We start from the raw sequence: 21,143 nt of genomic DNA, 5'->3' as shown, positions 1-21,143 counted from the left end.
CAATACCAAATGACGGCGTTCAAGGAAGATGGCCTGGCTGCGGCAAGATATGTTTTGCCGGGCATATTGAGTATTGATGGCGATCCAATATCATGGCGCTCGCTCGCCGCTCGGCGGGCATCGTTCAGATGATCTGGTAACAAGAAAAGCCCGCACCAGAGGCTTGTCGAGGGATGGAATGAGAGCCGTATTACTGTGTTTGTTGGGGCTTTGGCCCGCATTGAGTTTTGCCTTGACCGAAAAAGCCGATTTGGTGGTGGTCAAGAAGTCGACCTATAGCCTGACCCTGATGAAGGATGGCAAAGAACTGAAGCGCTACTGGATTGCTCTGGGCCCGGCGCCCAAGGGGCACAAGCAGCAGGAAGGGGATCAGCGTACGCCGGAAGGGCGCTACACCCTCGACTACAAGAAGACCAATTCCGGCTACTACAAAGCCATCCATATCAACTATCCGAACCTGGATGACATCAAGCGCGCCAATGAGCTGGGTGTTCGTCCGGGTGGCATGATCATGATCCACGGCCAGCGCAACAGCATTGGCAACCGCAGGGTTCAGCCTTCCAACTGGACCAATGGCTGCATCGCCATGCTCAATCACGAGCTGGATGAGGTGTGGGACGCCGTTGACCCGGGTACGCCCATCGTCATCGAGCCCTGATCCCCTTGTGCACGCCCGCGACTCCGCGGGCGTTTTATTTCCCGCCAGTGATGACGTGACAGCGCTTGCCGTCCCGTGCTAGTTTTTTCGGCTCGCTTTGGCTGTGACAAGGAAGATCACATGATGTCAGTAACGAGCGTGCCCGAGCGAACGGGGATGCTCTGGTGGCGTGCCACACTGGATATGCTCCCGCTCTCCATTTCTGTGATCCCCTGGGGGATCCTGTGTGGCGCTTTGGCGTTGCAGGCAGGGCTGAGTCCGCTTCAGGCTCAGCTGATGTCGTTGCTGGTCTACGCCGGAGCCGCCCAGCTCTCGGCCACGACCCTGTTCGGGGCGGGCACGCCCCTGCTGCCCATCATGGGCTCCACCATGGTGATCACTTCCCAGCATCTGCTATACGGCTTCACCTTCCGCCGTGACGTATTGCCGCTCTCCCTGCGCTGGCGGGCCAGCCTTGCTTTTTTCCTGACTGATGAGATGTTCGCTGTGGCGCTGAAAGACCGGGAGCGCAGCGGCCACTTTGATCCGGCCTACGCGCTCATCGCGGGATTCGTCTTCTATCTGTTCTGGAATCTGGCGACCCTGGTCGGCATCGCGGCCGGCCAGTACATCGATGGACTGGACAGCATGGGGCTGGATTTTGCCATCGCGGCCACCTTCATCGCCATGACCATTCCCGCCATGAAAAACTTGCCCATGGTGGCGGCCACTCTGGTGAGCGGCGGCACAGCGTTGCTTACCAAGCCGCTGCTGGCGGAGATCCACATCATCGTCTCGGCTCTGGCTGGCATGGTGGTGGGCTATGTGTTGCACCGGATGAGGAGGTAGCGTGAGCTGGCTGATGATTGGCCTGCTGGCCCTGATCACCTTTTTCAACCGCTTCGCCTTCTTTTCTCGGTTGACCCGATATCAGCCGGGTGCCGAGATGGGGGCGTTTCTCGGCTTCTCGGCCCAGTCGGTGCTGACTGCCATCTGGTTGCCCATCGTCTTTAGCTACGAGCCGGGGATAGGTCTTGACTGGGATCCTGACTACCTGACCGCCACCCTGTGGGTGATGCTCTTGACCCTGTTGCGGCTGCCGACTCTGGTTGTGGTGGTGGGTGGAATGGGGGGCTTCTTCCTGCTGCGCTGGCTGGGAGGCATAGCCGAGCTCTTGCCTTGGTGAAGCGCGAGCCGTGATCTTGTGTAATGGATGTCATTATTCGACATCCGTCATGTCATGAATGTCACTTCAAAAAAAGCCTGCAAATGGTGAGGATATGGGCTCTGTCCGTGAAGGAGTGTCCCATGTCTTTGATCGAAACCTGTCAGCGTATCGTGCGCGATCCCCATCTCTCCGCCGCCCAGAAGAGCCACGCACTGGCGCTGGCCGCCGAGAATGCGTTGCCCTACCCCGACCTGCCTGCCGCAGTCGCCGAGGCGATGGAGCTGGGTTTTATCTGCGACATGTTCGAAGGGCATGCCCCCTACAAGCCGCGTTATGTGCTGCCGGACTATGAAAAATTCCTGACTCAGGGCTCTGCCTGGCTGGAGCTGGCACCACCACAGGATTTCGACGAGGCGCTCAACGCCCTGCGCATCCTCTATCACCATGTCCCCTCCGTCACCGGCATGCCGGTCTGGCTGGGTCGGCTCGACCATCTGCTGTTGCCGTTTGTCGGCGAACTGGATGACGAGACCCTCTATCGCAAGCTGAAGGGGTTCTGGGTCTATCTGGACAGGGTGCTGCCGGACGCCTTCATGCACGTTAATATCGGGCCGGATGACAACCGTATCTGCCGCCTGATCCTGCGCATCGACAACGAGCTCAAGCAGGTGGCGCCGAACCTCACCTTCTTCCACGATCCGGAGCAGACCCCGGACAGCCTGCTGCTGCAGGCGGTGAAGAATATCGCCGAGTGCAGCAAGCCGCACATCGCCAACTACCCGATCCACCGCGATACCTTCGACCAGCGTGGTTTTGGTATCGTCAGCTGCTACAACGCCCTGCCTCAGGCCGGGGGCGCCAACACCCTGGTGCGCATCTCCCTCAAGCGGGTCGCCGAGCAGTGTCAGGGGATCGATGACTTCCTCGGCTGCCTGCTGCCCCACTACTGCCGCTTGGCCTCTCAGCTGATCGAAGCGCGGGCTGCTTTCCTCCATGATGAGTCCGGTTTCTTCGACAGCTTTCTGGTGAAAGAGGGGCTGCTGGATGAGGATCGCTTTGTCCCCATGTTCGGTATCTACGGCATGGCGGAAGCGGTCAATATCCTGATGGATAAAGAGAATCTGCCGGATCGCTACGGCCATGGCGAGGAGGCTAACCAGCTTGGCTATCGCATCTCGGCCCAGCTCTCCGCCTATGTGACCACGACCCCGCAGACCCATGCTTGGGGTGGTCGCGCGCTGCTGCACTCGCAAGGTGGCCTCAGCATCGATGTGGCTGTTACCCCCGGGGTGCGCATTCCCTACGGGCAGGAGCCGGATCCTGCAAGCCATGTGCTGGCACTGGCACCGCACCACACTTATTACCATTCGGGGATCAGCGAGATCCTCACGCTGGATCCCACCATCCGTCAGAACCCGCAGGCACTGCTGCAGCTCTGCAAAGGGGCGCTCGCTATCGGTATGCGCGAGTTCACCGCCAACGTGGCCGACAGCGATCTGGTGCGGGTGACCGGCTATATGATCCGCAAGAGCGACGTGGCCCGCTTCGCAGAGGAGGGGTCGCGCTTGCAGACCACCTGTCTCGGTGCCGAGGCGAGTGAAGTGACCGCCATTCGTCAGAGGGCGCCGCGAGTGGTCGCCCACGAATCGACCATCGGCGAGTATTGAGTTCGCACCGATGGCTGATGTATTGCCAACACGCAGCGCCTTGGTAAGCAGGGTGCTGCCGTTCTCCTGTGTCGACGGGCCGGGTAACCGGCTGGTGCTGTTTCTGCAAGGGTGCAACTTTCGCTGCCCCGGTTGCCACAATCCGCACACCATAGGGCTGTGTGACGATTGCGGTGACTGCCTTGCGGTCTGCCCAAGCGGTGCCCTCACCTTGAGCGAAGGCAAGATACAATGGCAGGCGGCGCTCTGTACCGATTGCGACGCCTGTCTGGATGTCTGCCCGCGCAGTGCCAATCCCAAGACCGCTACCATGACGGTGGTCGAGGTGCTGGCCCTGCTGCGCCGCTACGGCCCACTGCTGAGCGGGATTACCGTCTCCGGCGGTGAGGCGACCACCCAGCTCCCCTTTGTGGTTGCTCTCTTTACCGCCATCAAGGCCGCGCCGGATCTGGCCCATCTCAGTTGCCTGCTCGACAGCAACGGTTCGCTGGCCGAAACCGGCTGGCAGCGGCTGCTGCCGGTGCTCGACGGCGCCATGCTCGATCTCAAGGGGTGGCGTGACTCGGTGCATCACACCCTGACCGGCTATGGTCGCGAGCGGGTGCTGGGATCGCTGCAACTGCTGGCACGCCACGACAAGCTGACCGAACTGCGGCTGCTCCATGTGCCGGGCAAGAGCGATTTTCTGGATGCGAGTGGTGAGCTGGACGCGGATCTCGCCGCCTTCTTGCAGCAGCTTGGGCCTGTGCCCATTCGCCTCAACGGCTTTCGCCACCACGGGGTGCGGGGGGAGGCGGCGCAATGGCCAGAGGCTCACCAAACCGAGCTGGAACAGTTGGCCAGTCGTTTGCGTGCAGCGGGATTGGGGCCGGTCTCACTGCCTGCCTTGATGGGCTGAGTGGTTGCGTCATCCGGTGACCGTCATGGCGTGAGGTGCGGCATGGAAAGGCCGCAACTGTGATTTCTGTCTATTGGAGGGGGCGAGAACGGCGGCTAGAATAATGGCCATCTTCTTACCCCTCAATGACAGATAATCATGAGTGAAAGCAAGGCGTTATATCGGGTTCAGTTTATTTGCCACAGCGAGCGCTACGAAGTCTATGTGCGCGAAGTCAATCAGGGCCAACTGTTTGGTTTTATCGAGATTGCCGATTTTGTCTGGGATAACCATACGGCACTTATCGTCGATCCCAGTCACGAGAAGCTCAAGAGCGAATTTGCCGATGTGCGCCAGACCCTTATTCCCATGCATCAGGTGCTGCGCATCGATCAGGTGAAAAAGCAGGGGGCTGCCCGCATCACGGATCTGGGCAGCAACGTCGCCTCCTTCCCCAGCCCCATCTATACCAAACGTCCCTAATCCCTTATTGCCCTTGATGTTTCGCCGCGGTGAAACATCAATCTCTGCTCTCCGTCGTCCGGCTCAGGGCTCAATCAATTCGCGACCCAGTTGCAGGATTCGCTGGCGGAACCAGTGACGGGCCGAGCCATCACCGGCCGGGCCATACCAGACCAGACTGTGACTCACCTTGCCGTAATCGAACGGTGCCGGACGCATCACCAGATCCGGCTGACTGGCCATGCAGGCCGCCCAGCCACCGATGGCGGTGAGGATCAGATCGGTTTGGGGCAGCAGGGCCGCCGCGCTGGCAAAATCGGGCAGGGTGGCGCCAATCTGGCGACGCACCTGCTGCTGGGCCAGGCTCTGCTCGAAGAAGGGGTTGGCCAGCTCCTGATCCCGGATGGCGATATGGCGCCAGCTCAGGTAGGCATCGAGATCCCAGGGTTTGGCCAGCGCGGGGTGGTCTTTGCGCAGCAGGCAGACCAGTTTTTCTTCCCGCAGGGTCTCCCACACCAGCCCGGGCTGGCGCGGCAACGGCTGGCTCTGGTCATGGGGCAGGATCACGAAGTCGAGTTTGCCCGCTGCCAGCGCCTCCAGCCCCTGCTCATCCTTGTTCCAGATCTCCGGCACCATGCCCGGCACCTCCTGCATCAGCTGACCCAGAATGGGGCCCACCGGCCAGGTCATGACGCTCTCGCGCAATCCCAGCCGCAAGCTGCCCTGCCACTGCTGCGGGTTGAAGGCGTTCTGGCGAGTGAGGCCGTTCAGCTCCCCCAACAACCGGTGCAGGGTGGGAGCCAGTCGCTCGGCCATGGGGGTGAGCAACAGCTGGTTGCCCTGGCGGTAGAGCAGTTGATCCCCCAGCAGATCCCGCAGCTGGTTGAGGGTCTTGCTGACGGTGGAAGGCGTGGTGCAGAGCCGCTCGGCGGTGCGGGTGACGCTCTGGTTGTCGAGCAGCAGGTGCAGGGTGACCAGATGGCGACCTCCCAACCTAGAGAGAGCGATCAGATCCATAGTGGCTCCTGAAATTGATGAAGATAAACAGGCTTGGAATCAGGGAGATTCAGCGTGACCTGCTGGCATTCTCTCACAGCAGGGGGAGGGTGAGCAGACCCATCAAGAGGTGACTGCGAACGCAACAGACAAAAAGCCCCGCCAAAGCGGGGCTGATGCGATTAGCCTTTGAGCACCGCCGCCATGGCGTCGGCCACATAGTCGACGTTGCGGCTGTTGAGGCCCGCCACGCACATGCGGCCTGAGCGCACCAGATAGACGGCGAACTCTTCGCGCAGTCTGTCAACCTGCTCCGGGGAGAAGCCGGTGTAGCTGAACATGCCGCGCTGGTTGATGAAGTAGCTGAAATCGCGGCCCGGCACCTTGGCGCTCAGCACCTCGAACAGCTTCTGGCGCATCGCCTTGATGCGGGTGCGCATCTCGGTCACCTCGCCGACCCACAGGGCGTGCAGCTCGGGCTGGTTCATCACCGCCGCGGTGATTTGGCCACCGTGGGTGGGAGGGCTGGAGTAGTTGCGGCGTACGGTGGCCTTCATCTGGCCCAGCACCCGGCTCGCCTCTTCGGCATCCTTGCAGATGACCGACAAGCCACCGCAGCGCTCACCGTAGAAGGAGAGGTTCTTGGAAAACGAGTTGCTGACGAAGAAGCTGACACCGGCGGCCACCATGGCACGGATGGCGTAGGCATCCTCTTCCAGCCCGTCACCGAAGCCCTGATAGGCGATATCCATAAAGGGGATCAGGTTCTTCTCGACCACCAGTGCGATCACCCGATCCCACTGGGCACGGGAGAGATCCACCCCGGTCGGGTTATGGCAGCAGGGGTGCAGCAGCACGATGCTCTTGGCCGGCAGGCTGCTCAGGCAGTCGATCATCGCATCAAACTGCACGCCGCCAGTGGCCGCATCGTAGTAGGGGTAGTCATGCACCTTGATGCCAGCCCCCTCGAACATCGCCTTGTGGTTGTCCCAAGTGGGATTGCTAACCCACACCTCGGAGGTCGGGAAGTAGCGCTTGAGCAGATCGGCGCCGATCTTCAGCGCGCCTGAGCCGCCGATGGTCTGGATGGTGGCGATACGTCCCGCCTTGACCGCTTCATGGTTGGCACCAAACAGCAGGTGTTGCACTGCGGTGCGGTAGTTGGCGGCGCCTTCCATCGGCTGGTAGGGGCGCGGCGCCGGGGCGGCGGCGCGCTGGGCTTCAGCCTGCTGTACCGACGGCAACAGCGGAATACGCCCCTGCTCGTCGTAATAGAGGCCGATCCCCAGGTTCACCTTCTGCTCGCGGGTGTCTTTGTGGAAGGTCTCGACTAGCGTCAGGATGGGGTCGCCAGCATAGGCATCGACGTGTTCAAACATGGGGGTTCCTTGAAATTGACTGTCCAGTAAAACCGGCGGTCAGCCGGGCTGGACATCATGGCGCAAAGCTGGCGGTGGCTCAAGCCCGACGCTGGTCGAGCCTGAAGGGATGGCGCCGCCATCCTGCTTACTTCAAATAGGATCGCAGGACGCTGACCACCTGATCCAGATCCTCCAGCCGCTCGGCAGGGGTGGCATCGGGGGCGCCGAGATGCTCGCGCATATGCCCTTCCAGCACCTCCAGCATCAGGCCGTTGACGGCGCCGCGGATGGCGGCAATCTGCTGCAAAATGGCGGTGCAGTCGCTCTCCTGCTCCAGCGCGCTCTCCAGCGCACCGGCCTGTCCCTTGATGCGGCGCACCCGTGCCAGCAGCTTCTTTTTGTCGTGAATGGTGTGGGACATGACGGATCCTCTCGATCAATAAAACTATACTGGGGTATAGTATATTGCATCATCGCTCTCAGGAGAAATCCATGTCATCCCTCGCTCAATCCCACTGCCATCAACCCGTCATCCATGAGGGCAATCCGCTGGCCGAACAGAAGACCCGCTGGGCCGTATTGTTGACCGTCATCATGATGGTGGCGGAGATTGGCGGCGGCTGGTTCTACAACTCCATGGCGCTGCTGGCCGATGGCTGGCACATGAGCTCCCACGCGCTGGCTCTCGGCCTCTCGGTGCTGGCCTACCGCGCCGCCCGCCACTTCGCCCGCGACCACAGATTCAGCTTCGGCACCTGGAAGATCGAGGTGCTGGGTGGCTTCACCAGCGCCCTGTTACTGGTGGGAGTGGCCGGGTTGATGCTGTTCGAGTCGGTGTTCCGGCTGCTCGATCCCAGCCCGATCCACTATCAACAGGCGATCGCCATCGCGCTGGTGGGGCTGCTGGTAAACCTCGCCTGTGCCTGGCTGCTCAAGGATGATCACGGCCACCATCACCACGGCCATGGGCATGACCACCATCATGAGCATCACGACCACGATCATCATCATGACCATGACGATCACCACGGCCATCAGGATCTCAACCTGCGCGCCGCCTATATCCACGTGCTGGCGGATGCGGCCACTTCCGTGCTGGCGATTCTGGCGCTGACTGGGGGTATGTTGTGGGGGGCCGACTGGCTGGATCCGCTGATGGGCATAGTGGGTGCCGGACTGGTCGCGGTATGGGCCTGGGGCCTGTTGCGCGACTCCGGTCGGGTGCTGCTGGATGCCGAGATGGATACCCCGCTGGTGGCGGAGATCCGTGAGGTCATCGCCGAACTGCCGGGCACTGATATCCGCGATCTGCACGTCTGGCGGGTAGGGCAGCAGCAGTATGCCTGCGTGCTCTCTTTGCTGATGGCCAATCCGCTACCGGCGCAGCAGATCCGCGAACGGTTGGCGATCCATGAAGAGCTGGTACATGTGACCATCGAAATCGCCAGCGAACAGGATAAATAGCGGGGGCCGTTGCCCCCCTTGGTTTCAGTGCCGTTGGCACCTGATGTCAGTGCGGTTGCCCGGTGATCTCCTCCTGGGGCTTGTGTTGCCACACAGCGCCGAGCAGCAACTTGAGCAGCAGTCCGGGCGGGTTGTCCAGCAGATTGCCGGACTCCAGCAGCAACTGGCCATCGGCGCGAAATCCGAGGCTGGCATCTATGGTGCCATCCTCCGAGACCACCTGGATCAGGCCATTGAGGGCGGAGCGCTCACCGGGCTGACAGCGCAGCCGCAGTTCGCGGGGTTCCCCCAACAGGGTGAAGGCGCGGCTCAGCGGGGGCGAGTCTTCATAATCGGGCCAGTTGAAGAAGTGATACTGCTCGGCCAGGGTGCCAGCCTGCTGGCAAAACTGGTCGAACAGCTGCCCGATCGCCTGATACTCCTGATCGAGTCGTCTTGCCTGCTCTTCAATCCGTTTCATTGCTTACTCCTTGTCTATCCACTTGATCAGACATTGCTTTTCTGACCCCGTGACTGCCGTTTTCCAGATATGAGGCCAAATGGCCGCGAGGTCTGTGAGCCGGATCGAAGTTTCAGCCTGAAAACGTTATCTTGTTGAAAATGGATGGTTTTTTTGCCATTCTGCTCACATTTGAATCGATTGCCGCTGATTAATATGGCACCGCCTGGCAATGACCGGGTGCTCGACTATCGAGACTAACTACAGCGGGAATTATAAAAATATGGATATGAAAAAGACCAAAGTGGCGCTGGTAACAGCCTCACTGCTCGCGCTTTTGTCTGGCTGTAATGACAACAGCTCTGATGCCTCCGGTGTGAACCCCGTCCCCCCTACACCGCCTACACCTGAAGTCACCGATGGGCCTGTCGCTCGTCTGCCCAAGATGGATCCCCCGAAAGAGTTGCTGGTTGCCGGCGAAAATCAGGTGGTCATTGCGCTGGTGGATACCCAGTCGGCAGCCAAGGGAGCCAAGGCACCGTTTGACAGCTACAGCCTGCATCTGTGGAACAAGGACGCCTGCCTGGCAACGGCTGATAGTGGCCTGAACAGCGGGTGGGATGACAAGAGCAAGACACCTGCCACTGCCGACAGCTTTGGTCCGGCCTGGGTCGTTCCGCTCAAAAATGTGGAAGGGTGCATCAACTTTATCGCTCGCAATGGCGATCTGGCCAACCTGACCGGCAGCGATATGAAGGTGAGCTTCAGTGAGCACCCGGATCGCACCGTGGCTATCGTGGCTGGCAAAAAAGAGCTGTTTGGCAGCCGTGCCGAAGCCTTTACCGCCGCCTTTGGCGTAGCGGGGGCCAGCGCCCATCTTATCGATGGCAATACCCTGATCTGGCAAGGGGGCAAGGACAAGCCCCACGTTCGCCTCTATTACACCGACTCGGGCACCATCAAGGCCAATGCCGATGGGGTGTTCGATTTCCCCTATATCAGCCTGACCGCGACCAGTCTGACTGCCGAGCAGCAGGCCAAATATCCGCATCTCAAGGATGCCGCCGCCTTTGCCCTGCCTGCCGGTAAAGATCTCAAGCCCCTGCTCAAGGGGGAACTGGTGGCTATCGGCACCGATGCCGATGGTATCCTGCAGGGGGCGACCCTGGTGCAGAGTGCCGGTGCTCTCGATGCACTCTATGCGACAGAGGCGACCAAGCTGAGCTATGGCGCCGTGGTAGAGGGTAACCGGGTGACTTTCCGCCTCTGGGCGCCGACCGCCAAGTCGGTCAAGTTGGCCCTCTACAACGCCAGCCACCAGAAGAGTGGCGAGGTGGCCATGACTTTCGACAGCGCCAGCGGCAGCTGGAGTTACGAGGGGGGCAGCGAGCTGATCGGCCAGTTCTACCGTTACGACATGGAGGTCTACCACCCGCTGAGCCGCAAGGTTGAGCGCTATGAGGTGACCGATCCCTACTCCTTGAGCCTCGCGATGAACTCCGAGTTCAGTCAGGTGGTGGATCTCGACGATCCAGCGTTGAAACCGGAGGGGTGGGATAGCCTGAAGGCGCCACACAGCCAGCAGAACCCCGCCGACATCACCATCTATGAGGCCCATATTCGTGACCTGACCGGCAACGACGCCTCCACCGATGAAGAGAAGCGCGGCAAGTTTGTCGGTCTGACCCAGCCCGACTCTGTACCGGTCAACCATCTGAAAGCGCTGGCCAAAAGCGGCGTCAGCCACCTGCACCTGCTGCCGGTGTTCGATATCGCTACCGTCAACGAGGATCCGGCCAAGGTGGCCAATCTCGGCGATGACTTCAGCAAGCTCTGTCAGGTCAATCCGGATGTGAAAACATCCAAATTTGGTGGCTATTGCGGTGGCGGTCAGACCGTGGGAGATGTGCTGGCCGACCTGCAAGGGGGCGACAGCAAGGATAATCCGCAGGTGCAGGAGCTTTCCGGTTACCTGCGCGGCGTCGACTCCTTCAACTGGGGTTATGATCCCTACCACTACACCACGCCGGAAGGCTCCTACGCCACCAACGCCGAGGGCACCAAACGTATTCTGGAGTTCCGCGAGATGGTCAAGGCCATCAAGCAGAACATCGGCATGAACGTGGTGATGGACGTGGTCTACAACCATACCAACGAATCCGGGCTCGGTCCCAAGTCGGTGCTCGACAAGATAGTGCCCTGGTACTATCAGCGCCTCAATCCGGAGACCGGCTCGGTGGAGAACTCCACTTGCTGCTCCAACACGGCGCCGGAACACGCCATGTTCGCCAAGCTGATGGATGACTCTCTGGTCACCTGGGCGCGCGACTACAAGATCGACGCCTTCCGCTTCGACCTGATGGGCCACCATCCGAAAGATCAGATGGTGCAGGCGCTGGCCGCGGTGAAGAAGGTCAATCCCGAGATGTACTTCTACGGCGAGGGGTGGAACTTCGGCGAAGTGCAGGATGACAAGCGCTTCGTGCAGGCTACCCAGAAGCATCTGGGCGGTACCGGTATCGGCTCTTTCTCGGACCGCTTGCGCGATGCGGTGCGCGGCGGCAGTCCGTTCGACGGCGGCGATACCATTCGCAAGACCCAGGGCTTTGGCAACGGTGCTTTCGTCGATCCTAACGAAATGAGCAAGGTGGATCTGGCTATGGCCTTGCACCAGTCCGATCTGGTGCGGCTCGGCATGGCGGGCAACCTCAAGGAGTTCGTGCTGACCGACAAGGATGGCATGCCGAAGAAAGGCGCCGAGATCGACTACAACGGTCAGCCTGCCGGTTATGCCCAGGATCCGGTGGAAGTGCAGAACTACGTCGACAAGCACGACAACCAGACCCTGTTCGACAACCTGATCTACAAGGCGCCTGCCGGAGCCGATCTGGTGCGGATGCAGGGGGTCTCGCTGGCGACAGCCATGCTGGGTCAGGGCATTCCCTTCACCCACGCCGGTGTCGAGCTGCTGCGTTCCAAATCCATGGAGCGGGACAGCTATGACTCGGGCGACTGGTACAACAAGGTCGACTACACCCTGGGCGACAACAACTTCGACAAGGGGTTGCCGCGCAAGGACAAGGATGGCGACAACTATCCGCTGATCGAGCAGGTGCTCGGCAAGCATGCCAAGCCGGGCTCGGCCGAGATGGCGCAGATGGTGAGCTTCTATCAGGAGCTGGCGGAGCTGCGCAACTCCTCCCGCCTGCTGCGTCTGGGCAGCGGCGCCGAGGTGATCAAGCGGGTTGATTTTCGCAATACCGGCCCGGATCAGGTGCCCGGCCTTATCGTCATGACGGTGGATGATGGCGTCAGTGCCGGGACGGATCTGGATCCGGCCATCGACGGTCTGGTGGTGATGATCAACGCTAGCAACCAGAGCCAGAGCATCGGCGACTTCCGTGACGGCAACGATCAGCCCATCGATCTGAGCGGTATGGTGCTTAGCAGCAAGCATCGCGCAGTCGACAGCATCGCCAGCGGCGCCGCCTATGATAATGGCCAGCTGACGCTGGGGGCCTGGTCTGCCGCCGTGTTCGTCAAGCCGCAGTCTGGTGCACAGGGCGCGGGCCTGCCAGTCAGCAAGAAGACCGACCTGAGCACCCTGCCACCGTTTGGCAACACCGATGTTTATCTGAAGGGGTTCCTCGATGAGTGGGGCAACACCAACCAGATGACCTTCAGCGGCAACTTTATGTACGAGTTCACTACCGAGGTGAGCACCGACAAGCTGGGTACCACCAACGTCAAGATCGCTGACGCCAGCTGGGGGCCGGTCAACTACGGCAGTTGCAACGCCGGTGACAAGCTGGTGGTTGGCACTCCGCTGACTCTTTGCAAGGGGGGAGAAACCGGCAATATCGGTGTCGATCTGGCCAAGGCAGGCAGCTACAAGTTTGTCTTCACCGCCATGAACAAGGACAAACCGACCCTGAGCGTCAGCTTCACCGAGCCGGTGCAGAGCTGCAAGGTGCTGGATACGGTGGCGGGCAATCCGCTCGGCTACAACCTGTTCGTCAAGGGTGAGCTCTCCAGCTGGGGAGCCCAACCTCAGTACCAGCTGAGCTACAAGGGGATGGACGGTGATCTTGCCATCTATCAGGCGGCGTTCAACTACACCGGCAGCACCGAGTTCAAGGTGGCCAACGAGGATTGGAGCAAGGAGTACCTGCTCAACGGTGGCGGCGCGGTGAACGCTGAAACCGGCTATTCGTTCGCCTTCTCCAAGGGTGGCAGTGCCAATAACAGCATCACCTTGCCGCAGGGGCTGTGGAGTGTGCTGGTGAAGGTTGACCCGGCTGGCGTCAAGGCGGGTACTGCCGTCATTCAGGAGTGCAGCGTCAAGTAAGCAAGCCATTGAGTCCGGGGAATGGCTCGGCGTCCCCGGGTTGAATTCCACCTCGCCAAGGGTGGGATAACTCCGAGAGAGTAAGCAAAGCGCGACTGCCGACCGGCAGGCGCGCTTTTTCTTTTACGGGGTGCCGTGAGAGAAATGAGAGGAAAAAGAAAAGCCGCCCCGGTTGGGGCGGCGGTTGTTATTTCACGGTTTCTGATTGTGCTGGATTAGCGCTTGCGCAGCAGGCGCAGGGCGTTGGCGGTCACCAGCGCGGTGGCGCCGGTATCAGCCAGCACCGCAATCCACAGGCCGGTAATGCCGAGCAGGCTGGTGACCAGGAAGATGGCCTTCAGCCCCAGCGCCAGCGCGATATTCTGGTGAATATTGGCCAGTGCCGCCCGCGACAGCCGGATCATCGCGGCAATACCGCCGAGCTGGTTGTGGGTCAGCGCCGCATCTGCGGTCTCCAGCGCCACATCGGTGCCGCCCCCCATGGCGATGCCGATACTGGCCCGCTTCATGGCGGGGGCATCGTTGATGCCATCGCCGATCATCGCGACTTTCTGCGAGCTGGCGAGCTTGGCAATTTCATTGACCTTGCCCTCCGGCAGCAGACCGGCGCGCCAGCCCATGCCCAGCTCGGTGGCGATGGCCTCGGCAGCGCGGGGGTTATCCCCGGTCAGCATGATGCTGTTGAGCCCGAGCCGGTTGAGCTCTTGCAGAGCGGCTGCCGCCTCCGGCCGGATCTGATCCCGCAGCGCCAGCAGGGCGACCGGCAGAGCCTTGTCGCCGATGCTCTGGCAGAGCACCACAACGGTCTTGCCCTGCCGCTCCAGCGAAGCAATCCGGGTTTGCTGTTCCACATTCAGGGTCGCCACCCGGCTCGGTGCCAGCAGTTGCCACTGTTGACCGTTGATGCGTCCCTCAACCCCCATGCCCGGCAGGGCACGCAGGTCGCGAGCCTCCGCCAGCGTCAGCCCCTGTTCGGTCGCGTTGGCGACCACGGCGCGGGCCAGCGGGTGGTGGGAGCCCTGCTCGATGGCAGCCGCCAGTGCCAGCAACTCGGCCTCCGGTTGGCCATTGAGGCTGACCAGCTCGGTCAGTTGCGGCTTGCCCAGGGTCAGAGTGCCGGTCTTGTCAAAGGCGACGGTATCGATATGGGCCAATCGCTCCAGCGCGGCCCCGCCCTTGATTAGCGCCCCCTGACGGGTTGCGGCGGCCAGTGCCGAGGTAACCGCTGCCGGGGTGGAGATGACCAGCGCGCAGGGGCAGCCGATGAGCAGCAGTGCCAGCCCGCGATAGATCCACTCGTCCCAGCTCTGGCCGAAGGCAAGGGGCGGCACCAGCACCACCAGCAGGGCGACCAGCATCATGGCCGGGGTATACCAGCGGCTGAAGCGGTCGATAAAGCGCTCGATGGGCGCGCGCTGGCTTTCGGCCTCCTCGATGAGGTGCAGGATGCGGTCGATGGCGTTGTTGCCGGGTTCGGACACCACCTCAAGGCGCAGCACCCGATCGGCAGCCAGACTGCCGGCAGGCACCTTGTCCCCCTGGCGACGTTCCACCGGAATGGATTCACCGGTCAGGGCGCTCTCGTCAAACGCGCCGAGGGCGTCGAGCAGGCGGGCGTCGGCAGGTAGGCGGGCACCCGGGGCGATTTCGATGATATCGCCGGGACGCAGCTCATCGGCAGCTACCTCTTCGCGCACCTCGCTCTCGGCAGTGGTACGGATCCGCAGCGCCTTGTCAGGCACCAGCGCCATCAGGGCGGTCACCCCGGCACGGGCGCGTCCGGCGGCGTAGGCCTCCAGATGCTCACCCAGCATAAAGAGCAGCAGCACCATGGCCGCTTCGGCGGTTTCGCCGAGGAACAGGGCCCCCACGGCGGCCACCGTCATCAGGGTCTCGATGGCGAAGGGGGAGCCGCTTTTGGTCAGCGCCCACGCCTTGCGGGAGATAGGCCACAGCCCCCAGAGGGTCGCCAGGGTAAAGAGCGGCTGACCGAACTCTTTCGGCAGCAGGGCGGCGACCAGCATCAGGCCGGCCAGTGACAGGGGCTGCCAATATTTGCCCCAAAAGTTACAGAATAGATTGCCCTGCAGGGGCTGTTGTGAAGCTTGCTCGCGGCCAGCTGCCTGCTTGTCAGCGCTTTCCCCCTTGAGCTGGAAACCGGCGGCCAGCACGGCGGCGGTGACGGGATCGGGAGAGAGGCCGGGTGCCAGATCCACTACCAGCTTCTCGGTGGCAAACAGCACGCGTGCCTGTTGCACGCCGCTCACCCGGCTGACTGCGGTCTCGATCTTGCGGGCGCAGCTGGGGCAATCCATCCCCAATACCTGCCAGCTATGGCGACTGTTACCTTGCTCCGGCGCAACCAGCGGGTCGGCAGGGGGGATATCGTGCTCATGCTTATGATCATGAGCTGGCGATAAGGGGGCGCTGCAGCACGCTTGATCGTGACAGCTTCCTCGGGGAGGCTCTTCATCCCCGGGGGATTCATTGCCGTCACGGGATGCGTGCTCATGAGGCGTCGGGGTTGAACAGCAACTGACGGGCGTGGTGTTGTCGCAGCAGTGGCTATCGTGGTGATGTTCACTCTGGCCGGAGGCCGCCTTGCTGACGGCTTTGATGGGGGCGGCGTGCTGATGATTGCAGCAGGATTTGCTCATGATGAGTCCCTCTTGATGGATCCCGCCCCTGCGAGATCCCTGATTACCGAGAAGGAGTCTAAACCTTGGTGTTAAGTCCAAGGTCAACCCCTTTATATCCCTTGTCTTCGCGGGTGTTTGTCTGGTCCCGCCGCCCCTATACTGATCACCCGGATTTTTACTACACCAATAAAGGACATAACACATGAGCAACTCAGTCACTCTGCAAGGCAACCCGGTTTCCGTCGCTGGTCACTTCCCTGTCGCCGGTGAGCAAGCCAAGCCCTTCTCTCTGGTGGCCAAGGATCTCTCCGACGTGACCCTTGCAAGCTTTGCCGGTCAGCGCAAAATCCTGAACATCTTCCCGAGCGTCGATACCCCGACCTGCGCGACCTCTGTGCGCAAGTTCAACGAGCAGGCCAGCGCGCTGGATAACACAGTTGTACTGTGCATCTCCGCCGATCTGCCGTTCGCCCAGTCCCGCTTCTGCGGCGCCGAAGGTCTGGACAAGGTAGTGACCCTCTCCACCCTGCGCGGTGCGGCCTTCATGGAAGATTACGGCGTTGCCTTCTCTTCCGGTCCGCTGGTCGGTCTGACCGCTCGCGCCATCGTGGTGCTGGATGGTGACAACAAGGTGCTGCACAGCGAGCTGGTCGCCGAAGTGGCAGACGAGCCGAACTACGCTGCTGCGCTGGCCGTGCTGTAAGGCTGCAAGCCATAAAAAATCCCGCTTCGGCGGGATTTTTTATGCGGGAATTGTCCGTTCAGGGCGTAGCGGGCGGGGTGGTTGCCGGTTCAGCCTTGGCGGGTGGGGAGGGTTGCCACTCCACATAGGGGCGGTGGATCTTCTCGTAGATCTCGGCCAGTTTGCCGGTGGCGGCCAGCTGATCAATGGCTTGGCGGAGAAATTCGTCCATCTCATCACCAGCTGTCCCTTTCTGGATGATGAAGACATCCTCGAAATCTCCGAAAAATTCTCGCCTGATATTGGTCAGCCCCAGCTGCTTGAGCATCAGGTCAGCCTCCTCTTGCGCCCAGACAAAGGCGTCGATACGGCCGCGTGAGAGCTTGCGCAGTGACTGCTCGATACTCATCGAGCGCTGCACCGGGAAGGGCATATAGTCGGGAACGGCTTCAATCAGCAGGTCCCGTTTGGTGGGCACTATGCCATAGGCCATATCCGTGGTGACTGGATAACTGGTATTGCTGTAGATGACATGGGCAACCTTGCCAAAACTGCGGGTACTGAAGCGATAAGCCAGCATATCGATATCCCTGAGGTTGCGGATGGCGGGTAGCCCCAGATCAGCCTTGCCGGAGATCACCCCAGCCATGGCACGGGCGATGGGGTAGATGGTGATCTTGATGGTCACATCGGGGTAGAGATCATCGATGGCGTGCACCAGGTCGACAAAGGGGCCTGTCTTGTCGGCATTGATCAGCCCCGGCAGCTCGCCAAGGTGGGCATTGAGGATGCGCACCGGTTTAGGCTGCTCGGGGGCGGCGTCGTTCTCCGGAGTCTGCGACAGGCCGAGAGTCGCGCTGCCGAGCAGGGTGACCACGAGCAGCAGAAGGGGGATGTGTCTGGTCATGGCGGGTCTCTCTTGGTGATGGGTCAGCTAAAGTGTAGTCAGCCGGTCGCCAGCCCCCCTCGGCCAGGCCATCATGGATAGGGTTTTACTTCTCGGCCCCCGCTCACTAGACTTCGCCTCCCACTTCTTTGTTGACGTAGCGCCATGACCTTTAGCGAACTTGCCCTTCATCCCGACTTGCTTGCCTCTTTGCCCGTCACCTTGCAGACGCCGACCCGCATCCAGCAGCTTGCCATTCCGGCGGCGCTGGCGGGGCAGGATCTGCTGGCGCTGGCCCAGACCGGTAGCGGCAAAACCCTGGCGTTTGGCTTGCCGCTGCTGCAACGGCTGGATCCTGCCTCCAGCCAGGTGCAGGGTCTGGTGCTGGTGCCGACCCGCGAGCTGGCGATTCAGGTCTCTGCCGCGCTAAAAGAGGGTGCCGAGGCGCTGGGGCTGCGTATCGTGACGTTGTGTGGGGGCGTTGCGCAGGAGCGGCAACAGGCCGAACTGGCGCAGGGGCCACAGCTGCTGGTCGCCACGCCGGGGCGGCTGCGGGATCTGCTGACCCAGCAACTGTTGGGGCTGGATGGTTTGCAATTGCTGGTGCTGGATGAAGCGGATCGCCTTCTGGAGATGGGCTTTGCTCCCGACATCAAGGCGCTGCTCGGCTTTATTCCGGCGGATCGCCAGACCCTGCTCTTCTCCGCCACCTTGCCTGCCGAGCTGGAGGCGCTAGCCAACGGCCTGCTGCGCGAGCCTACCCGTATCGAGGCCAACCCCCTCAATAGTGTGGTGAACGAGATCGAAGAGCGGCTCTATCTGGTCAACAAGAGCAGCAAGGTCCCGGCGCTCATCAGCCTGCTCAAGGAGCAGGCGTGGCCGCAGGTGCTGGTCTTTATCAGTGCGCGGGATGATGCCGACGGGGTTGCCAGAAAGCTGTCCAAGGCAGGTATCGCTGTGGCTGCCCTCCATGGCGAAAAAGAGCAGGCGGTGCGCGAGCAGGCGCTCGGCGATTTCAAAGAGGGCAAAATTCGGGTGCTGGTGGCCACCGACCTGATGGCGCGCGGCATCCATGTGGAGGCTCTGCCGGTGGTGGTCAATCTGGATCTGCCCGCCAGCGCCCCCATCTATGTGCACCGCATCGGCCGTACCGCCCGGGCCGGGCGCAGCGGGCTCGCCATCTCGCTCACCTGTCATGGTGAAGCCGATATGCTGACTGCGATCCGCACCCTTACCGGACGTGAGTTGCCGGTGAGTGAGCTGGCCGACTTCCCGGTCACCGACCAGCCTGCCAGCGGGGAGGGCAAGCGCCCCCCGCGTGACAAGCAGGCCAATCGCCGAACTCAGGCCAAGCGCAGCGTCAAGCAGTTCAAGGGCAAGCGCTGACCTCAGGGTTTGCCTTGCTCCCGCGCGAAGAAGTCACGACGCCACTGGCTCAATACCTCCTCCTTGTGCTGTTGCCACAGCGCAGGCTCCATCTGCTGTTGGCTGATCGCCAGTTGCTGCTCCAGCTCGGCCAGCTCTCGCTGGTAGCGGCTGCGTTGATCGAGCTGTTGCTGGCGCGCCTCGGCAAATGCCAGCGTGGCTTCGGCCTTCTCTGCGGGCAGGAAGTGATGGGCCTGGGTGGCCAGCTCCTCATCTCCCCACAGCTGACGAGCTTGCTGCAGGCGAGCATCCGGGTTGAATAGCTCCACCGCCAAATCCGGATGATCCGCTGCCCACCGATCCTGCAAGCGGCTGAGGGCGTCCAGCCGCTCTGCCAGCGGGAACTGCTCGCACTCCTGCGCCAACTGATCCAGCGCCAGGGCATAGCGCCCCTGTAACCGGATCAGACTCTCCCCCTCGCTCAGCCACCCGGCCTCTGTTGCTTCCAGATTGCTCACACGCTGCGCCAGCGGCAACTCGCTGTCGCTGATCTCGCTGGCAAGCTGGTTGATCAGTTCATCCGGCATCGCCTGCCAGCTGCTGGGCACTTCTTTGCTTTTGCCATCCATTCCCTCAGCGTTTGGTATGCGGGGAGGCGGGCTCCCCGGTTCTGCTGGCAACTGCATATCGGCCAGAGAGGGCGTTGCCGACCGTTCTGGCGATAGCGGGGACTGCTCTTCCTGCCAGCCCAGATTCACCAGCAAAAGGGTCAGGATAGCCAGCGCCAGTATCCCGTAACGGCGAGTCATCGGCTGATCTCTCCCTTGACCGGGAAGTGGTCTGAGAGGTTGCTGGCGGGCCAGAGGCTGCCATCGCTGCTGCGCGGGATCCAGACCGTGTTGAGGTTGTGGCTGGCGCTGCCGTACTCCCGACTCACTACCAGATAGTCCAGATACTCGACGTTGGCGCCACCGGAGAGTGGGCCACCGGCATAGGGGTTGATCCTGGGATCGAAGGTGGCTTCGGTATAGCCGCCATAGGCGGGTTCATGGGCGTTCAGATTGGCCAGCATGTTGGCGTAGTCATCGGCAAACTTGCGTTTGTTGACGTTGAAGTCACCGCCGTAGATGACGGTGTCGCTGGCGGGGATCTTGAGGCTGGCAGCCAGAGAGCGGATCTGACCGAACTGGATCTGCCGCAGCTTGCGGGCCTCGTCGGTGTCAAAGCTGGCGGTGTGGGTGGCGAACAGGTGCCACGCCTTGCCCCCCTTGATCACCTCGGCGTACATCACTCCCTTGTCGGCGAAGCAGTCGGTGCCGGTGCATTGGGGATAGACCAGCTGGGCCTCTCGCACGATGGGATAGCGGCTGACGATCACCACGCCGCCGTCATGAATGTTGACCCCGGGCTTGTCGAGTACCTTGGTCTGATAGGGGTACTCTTTCGCCAGTGCCTGCAAAAAGCCTTCGCGGCGGCCATCGAACACCTCTTGCAGCAGCAGGGCGTCATAACCCTTGAGGTAATCAGGCAGCAGGGTCAATCGCTCGCCGATGCTGGAGGCGATCACCGGCAGCGCCCAGACGTTGTAGCTGGCCACCTTGAGCCTGTTTTCTGCCGGTTCCGGTTGCTCCCGTTTTTGGGGAGGCGTGATCATATAGTGCAGATCGTCATAGCGGCCGGTGAACTTGGCGGCAAAGGCCAGCTCTTGTGGCCCCGCAACGCGGTGGATCTCCCGATCTTTTTGCCAGCCGGATGCGCCGGTTGGCGTTTCGCCACCGTGCTGCAAGGTGGTGTTCCACCAGGTTCCCTCCATCAGCTGGTTGAGCCGATAGACGTCGCCACCCGCTGTGGTCACGCGGGTTTCGAACAGATAGCTCTTGCCCGCCTTGACCCCCTCATAGCGATTGAAGCTGAGTACCATGGCGCTCTCCCACGGGCCCAGCTCGGTGCGGTGCTGGCTCCACTGACTGCCGGGTTGCAGCTGGCCGCTGCCGCTTTGGCGGATGTCGATCTGAAGCGGTTCAGGACTGTTGTTGGTGAGATAGACATCGGTATCGGCCAGTGCCAGTTGCGGGAACTGGCTGACCAGCAGCAGGGCGGCATAACTGAGGGTTTTCTGCATCACAGGATCCTTTTGGTTGCAGGGCAATGG

Annotated in this window: 18 protein-coding genes; 10 read left to right on the top strand and 8 right to left on the bottom strand. The window is 61.5% G+C overall.

Going from position 1 to position 21,143, the window contains the following annotated elements; translation table 11 throughout:
• Window positions 1–178: 178 nt before the first annotated feature.
• The 6 genes from ACTG2T_RS06600 to ACTG2T_RS06575 all read left to right on the top strand — a co-directional run bounded on the left by ACTG2T_RS06600 (window position 179) and on the right by ACTG2T_RS06575 (window position 4,832).
• The gene (locus tag ACTG2T_RS06600) at window positions 179–658 is read left to right on the top strand and encodes a L,D-transpeptidase family protein (protein WP_031227763.1); all 480 of its coding nucleotides are present in this window, start codon (window positions 179–181) and stop codon (window positions 656–658) included.
• Window positions 659–778: 120 nt separating this feature from the next.
• Entirely contained in the window at window positions 779–1,486 is a 708-nt protein-coding gene (locus ACTG2T_RS06595) for an AzlC family ABC transporter permease (RefSeq protein WP_279488810.1), read from the top strand.
• A 1-nt stretch (window position 1,487) separates the two neighbouring features.
• A complete protein-coding gene (locus tag ACTG2T_RS06590) occupies window positions 1,488–1,823 on the top strand; it encodes an AzlD domain-containing protein (protein ID WP_005340292.1) in 336 nt (111 codons plus the stop codon).
• Window positions 1,824–1,945: 122 nt separating this feature from the next.
• On the top strand, window positions 1,946–3,472 hold the full coding sequence (locus ACTG2T_RS06585) for a YjjI family glycine radical enzyme (RefSeq protein WP_330124920.1): 1,527 nt from the start codon (window positions 1,946–1,948) through the stop codon (window positions 3,470–3,472).
• 10 nt (window positions 3,473–3,482) lie between these two features.
• Window positions 3,483–4,370 carry a YjjW family glycine radical enzyme activase gene (locus ACTG2T_RS06580; protein ID WP_330124919.1) on the top strand — a complete coding sequence of 296 codons (888 nt, stop codon included), beginning with the start codon at window positions 3,483–3,485 and terminating at the stop codon, window positions 4,368–4,370.
• A gap of 138 nt (window positions 4,371–4,508) precedes the next feature.
• On the top strand, window positions 4,509–4,832 hold the full coding sequence (locus tag ACTG2T_RS06575; RefSeq protein WP_005340296.1) for a DUF1820 family protein: 324 nt from the start codon (window positions 4,509–4,511) through the stop codon (window positions 4,830–4,832).
• Between the two features lie 63 nt (window positions 4,833–4,895).
• On the opposite strand, the gene ACTG2T_RS06570 is transcribed toward ACTG2T_RS06575, so the two are convergent.
• From ACTG2T_RS06570 to ACTG2T_RS06560, 3 genes are all read right to left on the bottom strand, one after another.
• The gene (locus tag ACTG2T_RS06570; protein ID WP_042053292.1) at window positions 4,896–5,828 is read right to left on the bottom strand and encodes a LysR family transcriptional regulator; all 933 of its coding nucleotides are present in this window, start codon (window positions 5,826–5,828) and stop codon (window positions 4,896–4,898) included.
• Window positions 5,829–5,989: 161 nt separating this feature from the next.
• Window positions 5,990–7,186 carry an amino acid aminotransferase gene (locus ACTG2T_RS06565; RefSeq protein WP_330124918.1) on the bottom strand — a complete coding sequence of 399 codons (1,197 nt, stop codon included), beginning with the start codon at window positions 7,184–7,186 and terminating at the stop codon, window positions 5,990–5,992.
• Window positions 7,187–7,313: 127 nt separating this feature from the next.
• Window positions 7,314–7,589: a metal/formaldehyde-sensitive transcriptional repressor gene (locus ACTG2T_RS06560; RefSeq protein WP_005340299.1), complete on the bottom strand. Its 276-nt coding sequence runs from the start codon at window positions 7,587–7,589 to the stop codon at window positions 7,314–7,316.
• A gap of 71 nt (window positions 7,590–7,660) precedes the next feature.
• On the opposite strand from ACTG2T_RS06560, the gene dmeF reads away from it, so the two are divergent.
• The gene (gene dmeF / locus ACTG2T_RS06555; protein WP_236323287.1) at window positions 7,661–8,632 is read left to right on the top strand and encodes a CDF family Co(II)/Ni(II) efflux transporter DmeF; all 972 of its coding nucleotides are present in this window, start codon (window positions 7,661–7,663) and stop codon (window positions 8,630–8,632) included.
• 46 nt (window positions 8,633–8,678) lie between these two features.
• Here dmeF and ACTG2T_RS06550 read toward each other — a convergent pair whose 3' ends face one another.
• Complete coding sequence (locus ACTG2T_RS06550; protein ID WP_021230925.1) at window positions 8,679–9,092, bottom strand: hypothetical protein; 414 nt, start codon at window positions 9,090–9,092, stop codon at window positions 8,679–8,681.
• Window positions 9,093–9,354: 262 nt separating this feature from the next.
• On the opposite strand from ACTG2T_RS06550, the gene pulA reads away from it, so the two are divergent.
• On the top strand, window positions 9,355–13,419 hold the full coding sequence (pulA, locus tag ACTG2T_RS06545; protein ID WP_330124917.1) for a pullulanase-type alpha-1,6-glucosidase: 4,065 nt from the start codon (window positions 9,355–9,357) through the stop codon (window positions 13,417–13,419).
• 215 nt (window positions 13,420–13,634) lie between these two features.
• Here pulA and ACTG2T_RS06540 read toward each other — a convergent pair whose 3' ends face one another.
• Window positions 13,635–16,076, bottom strand: a complete 2,442-nt coding sequence (locus ACTG2T_RS06540) for a zinc/cadmium/mercury/lead-transporting ATPase (RefSeq protein WP_330124916.1) — start codon at window positions 16,074–16,076, stop codon at window positions 13,635–13,637.
• A gap of 184 nt (window positions 16,077–16,260) precedes the next feature.
• Between ACTG2T_RS06540 and tpx the strand changes: the two genes are divergently transcribed.
• Complete coding sequence (gene tpx, locus ACTG2T_RS06535; protein WP_021230929.1) at window positions 16,261–16,761, top strand: thiol peroxidase; 501 nt, start codon at window positions 16,261–16,263, stop codon at window positions 16,759–16,761.
• A gap of 58 nt (window positions 16,762–16,819) precedes the next feature.
• On the opposite strand, the gene ACTG2T_RS06530 is transcribed toward tpx, so the two are convergent.
• A complete protein-coding gene (locus ACTG2T_RS06530) occupies window positions 16,820–17,647 on the bottom strand; it encodes a transporter substrate-binding domain-containing protein (protein ID WP_330124915.1) in 828 nt (275 codons plus the stop codon).
• A gap of 144 nt (window positions 17,648–17,791) precedes the next feature.
• Here ACTG2T_RS06530 and ACTG2T_RS06525 point away from each other — a divergent pair, with 144 nt between their 5' ends.
• Window positions 17,792–19,012, top strand: coding sequence for a DEAD/DEAH box helicase (locus tag ACTG2T_RS06525; protein ID WP_330124914.1), 1,221 nt, complete (start codon window positions 17,792–17,794; stop codon window positions 19,010–19,012).
• A 2-nt stretch (window positions 19,013–19,014) separates the two neighbouring features.
• Here the strand turns inward: ACTG2T_RS06525 and ACTG2T_RS06520 are convergent, their stop codons facing one another.
• Both ACTG2T_RS06520 and ACTG2T_RS06515 read right to left on the bottom strand, forming a co-directional pair.
• Window positions 19,015–19,800, bottom strand: coding sequence for a hypothetical protein (locus ACTG2T_RS06520; protein WP_330124913.1), 786 nt, complete (start codon window positions 19,798–19,800; stop codon window positions 19,015–19,017).
• Window positions 19,797–21,113 (bottom strand): sphingomyelin phosphodiesterase, encoded by a 1,317-nt coding sequence (locus tag ACTG2T_RS06515; protein WP_330124912.1) that lies wholly within the window; start codon window positions 21,111–21,113, stop codon window positions 19,797–19,799. The genes ACTG2T_RS06520 and ACTG2T_RS06515 overlap by 4 nt, the downstream gene beginning before the upstream one ends.
• Window positions 21,114–21,143: the final 30 nt, after the last annotated feature.

This window comes from Aeromonas sp. 75A, assembly GCF_051919425.1.
Taxonomy (GTDB): Bacteria; Pseudomonadota; Gammaproteobacteria; order Enterobacterales; family Aeromonadaceae; genus Aeromonas; species Aeromonas veronii.
The sequence above is the reverse complement of the archived record's forward strand: the minus strand, read 5'-3'. Positions and strand labels throughout refer to the sequence as shown.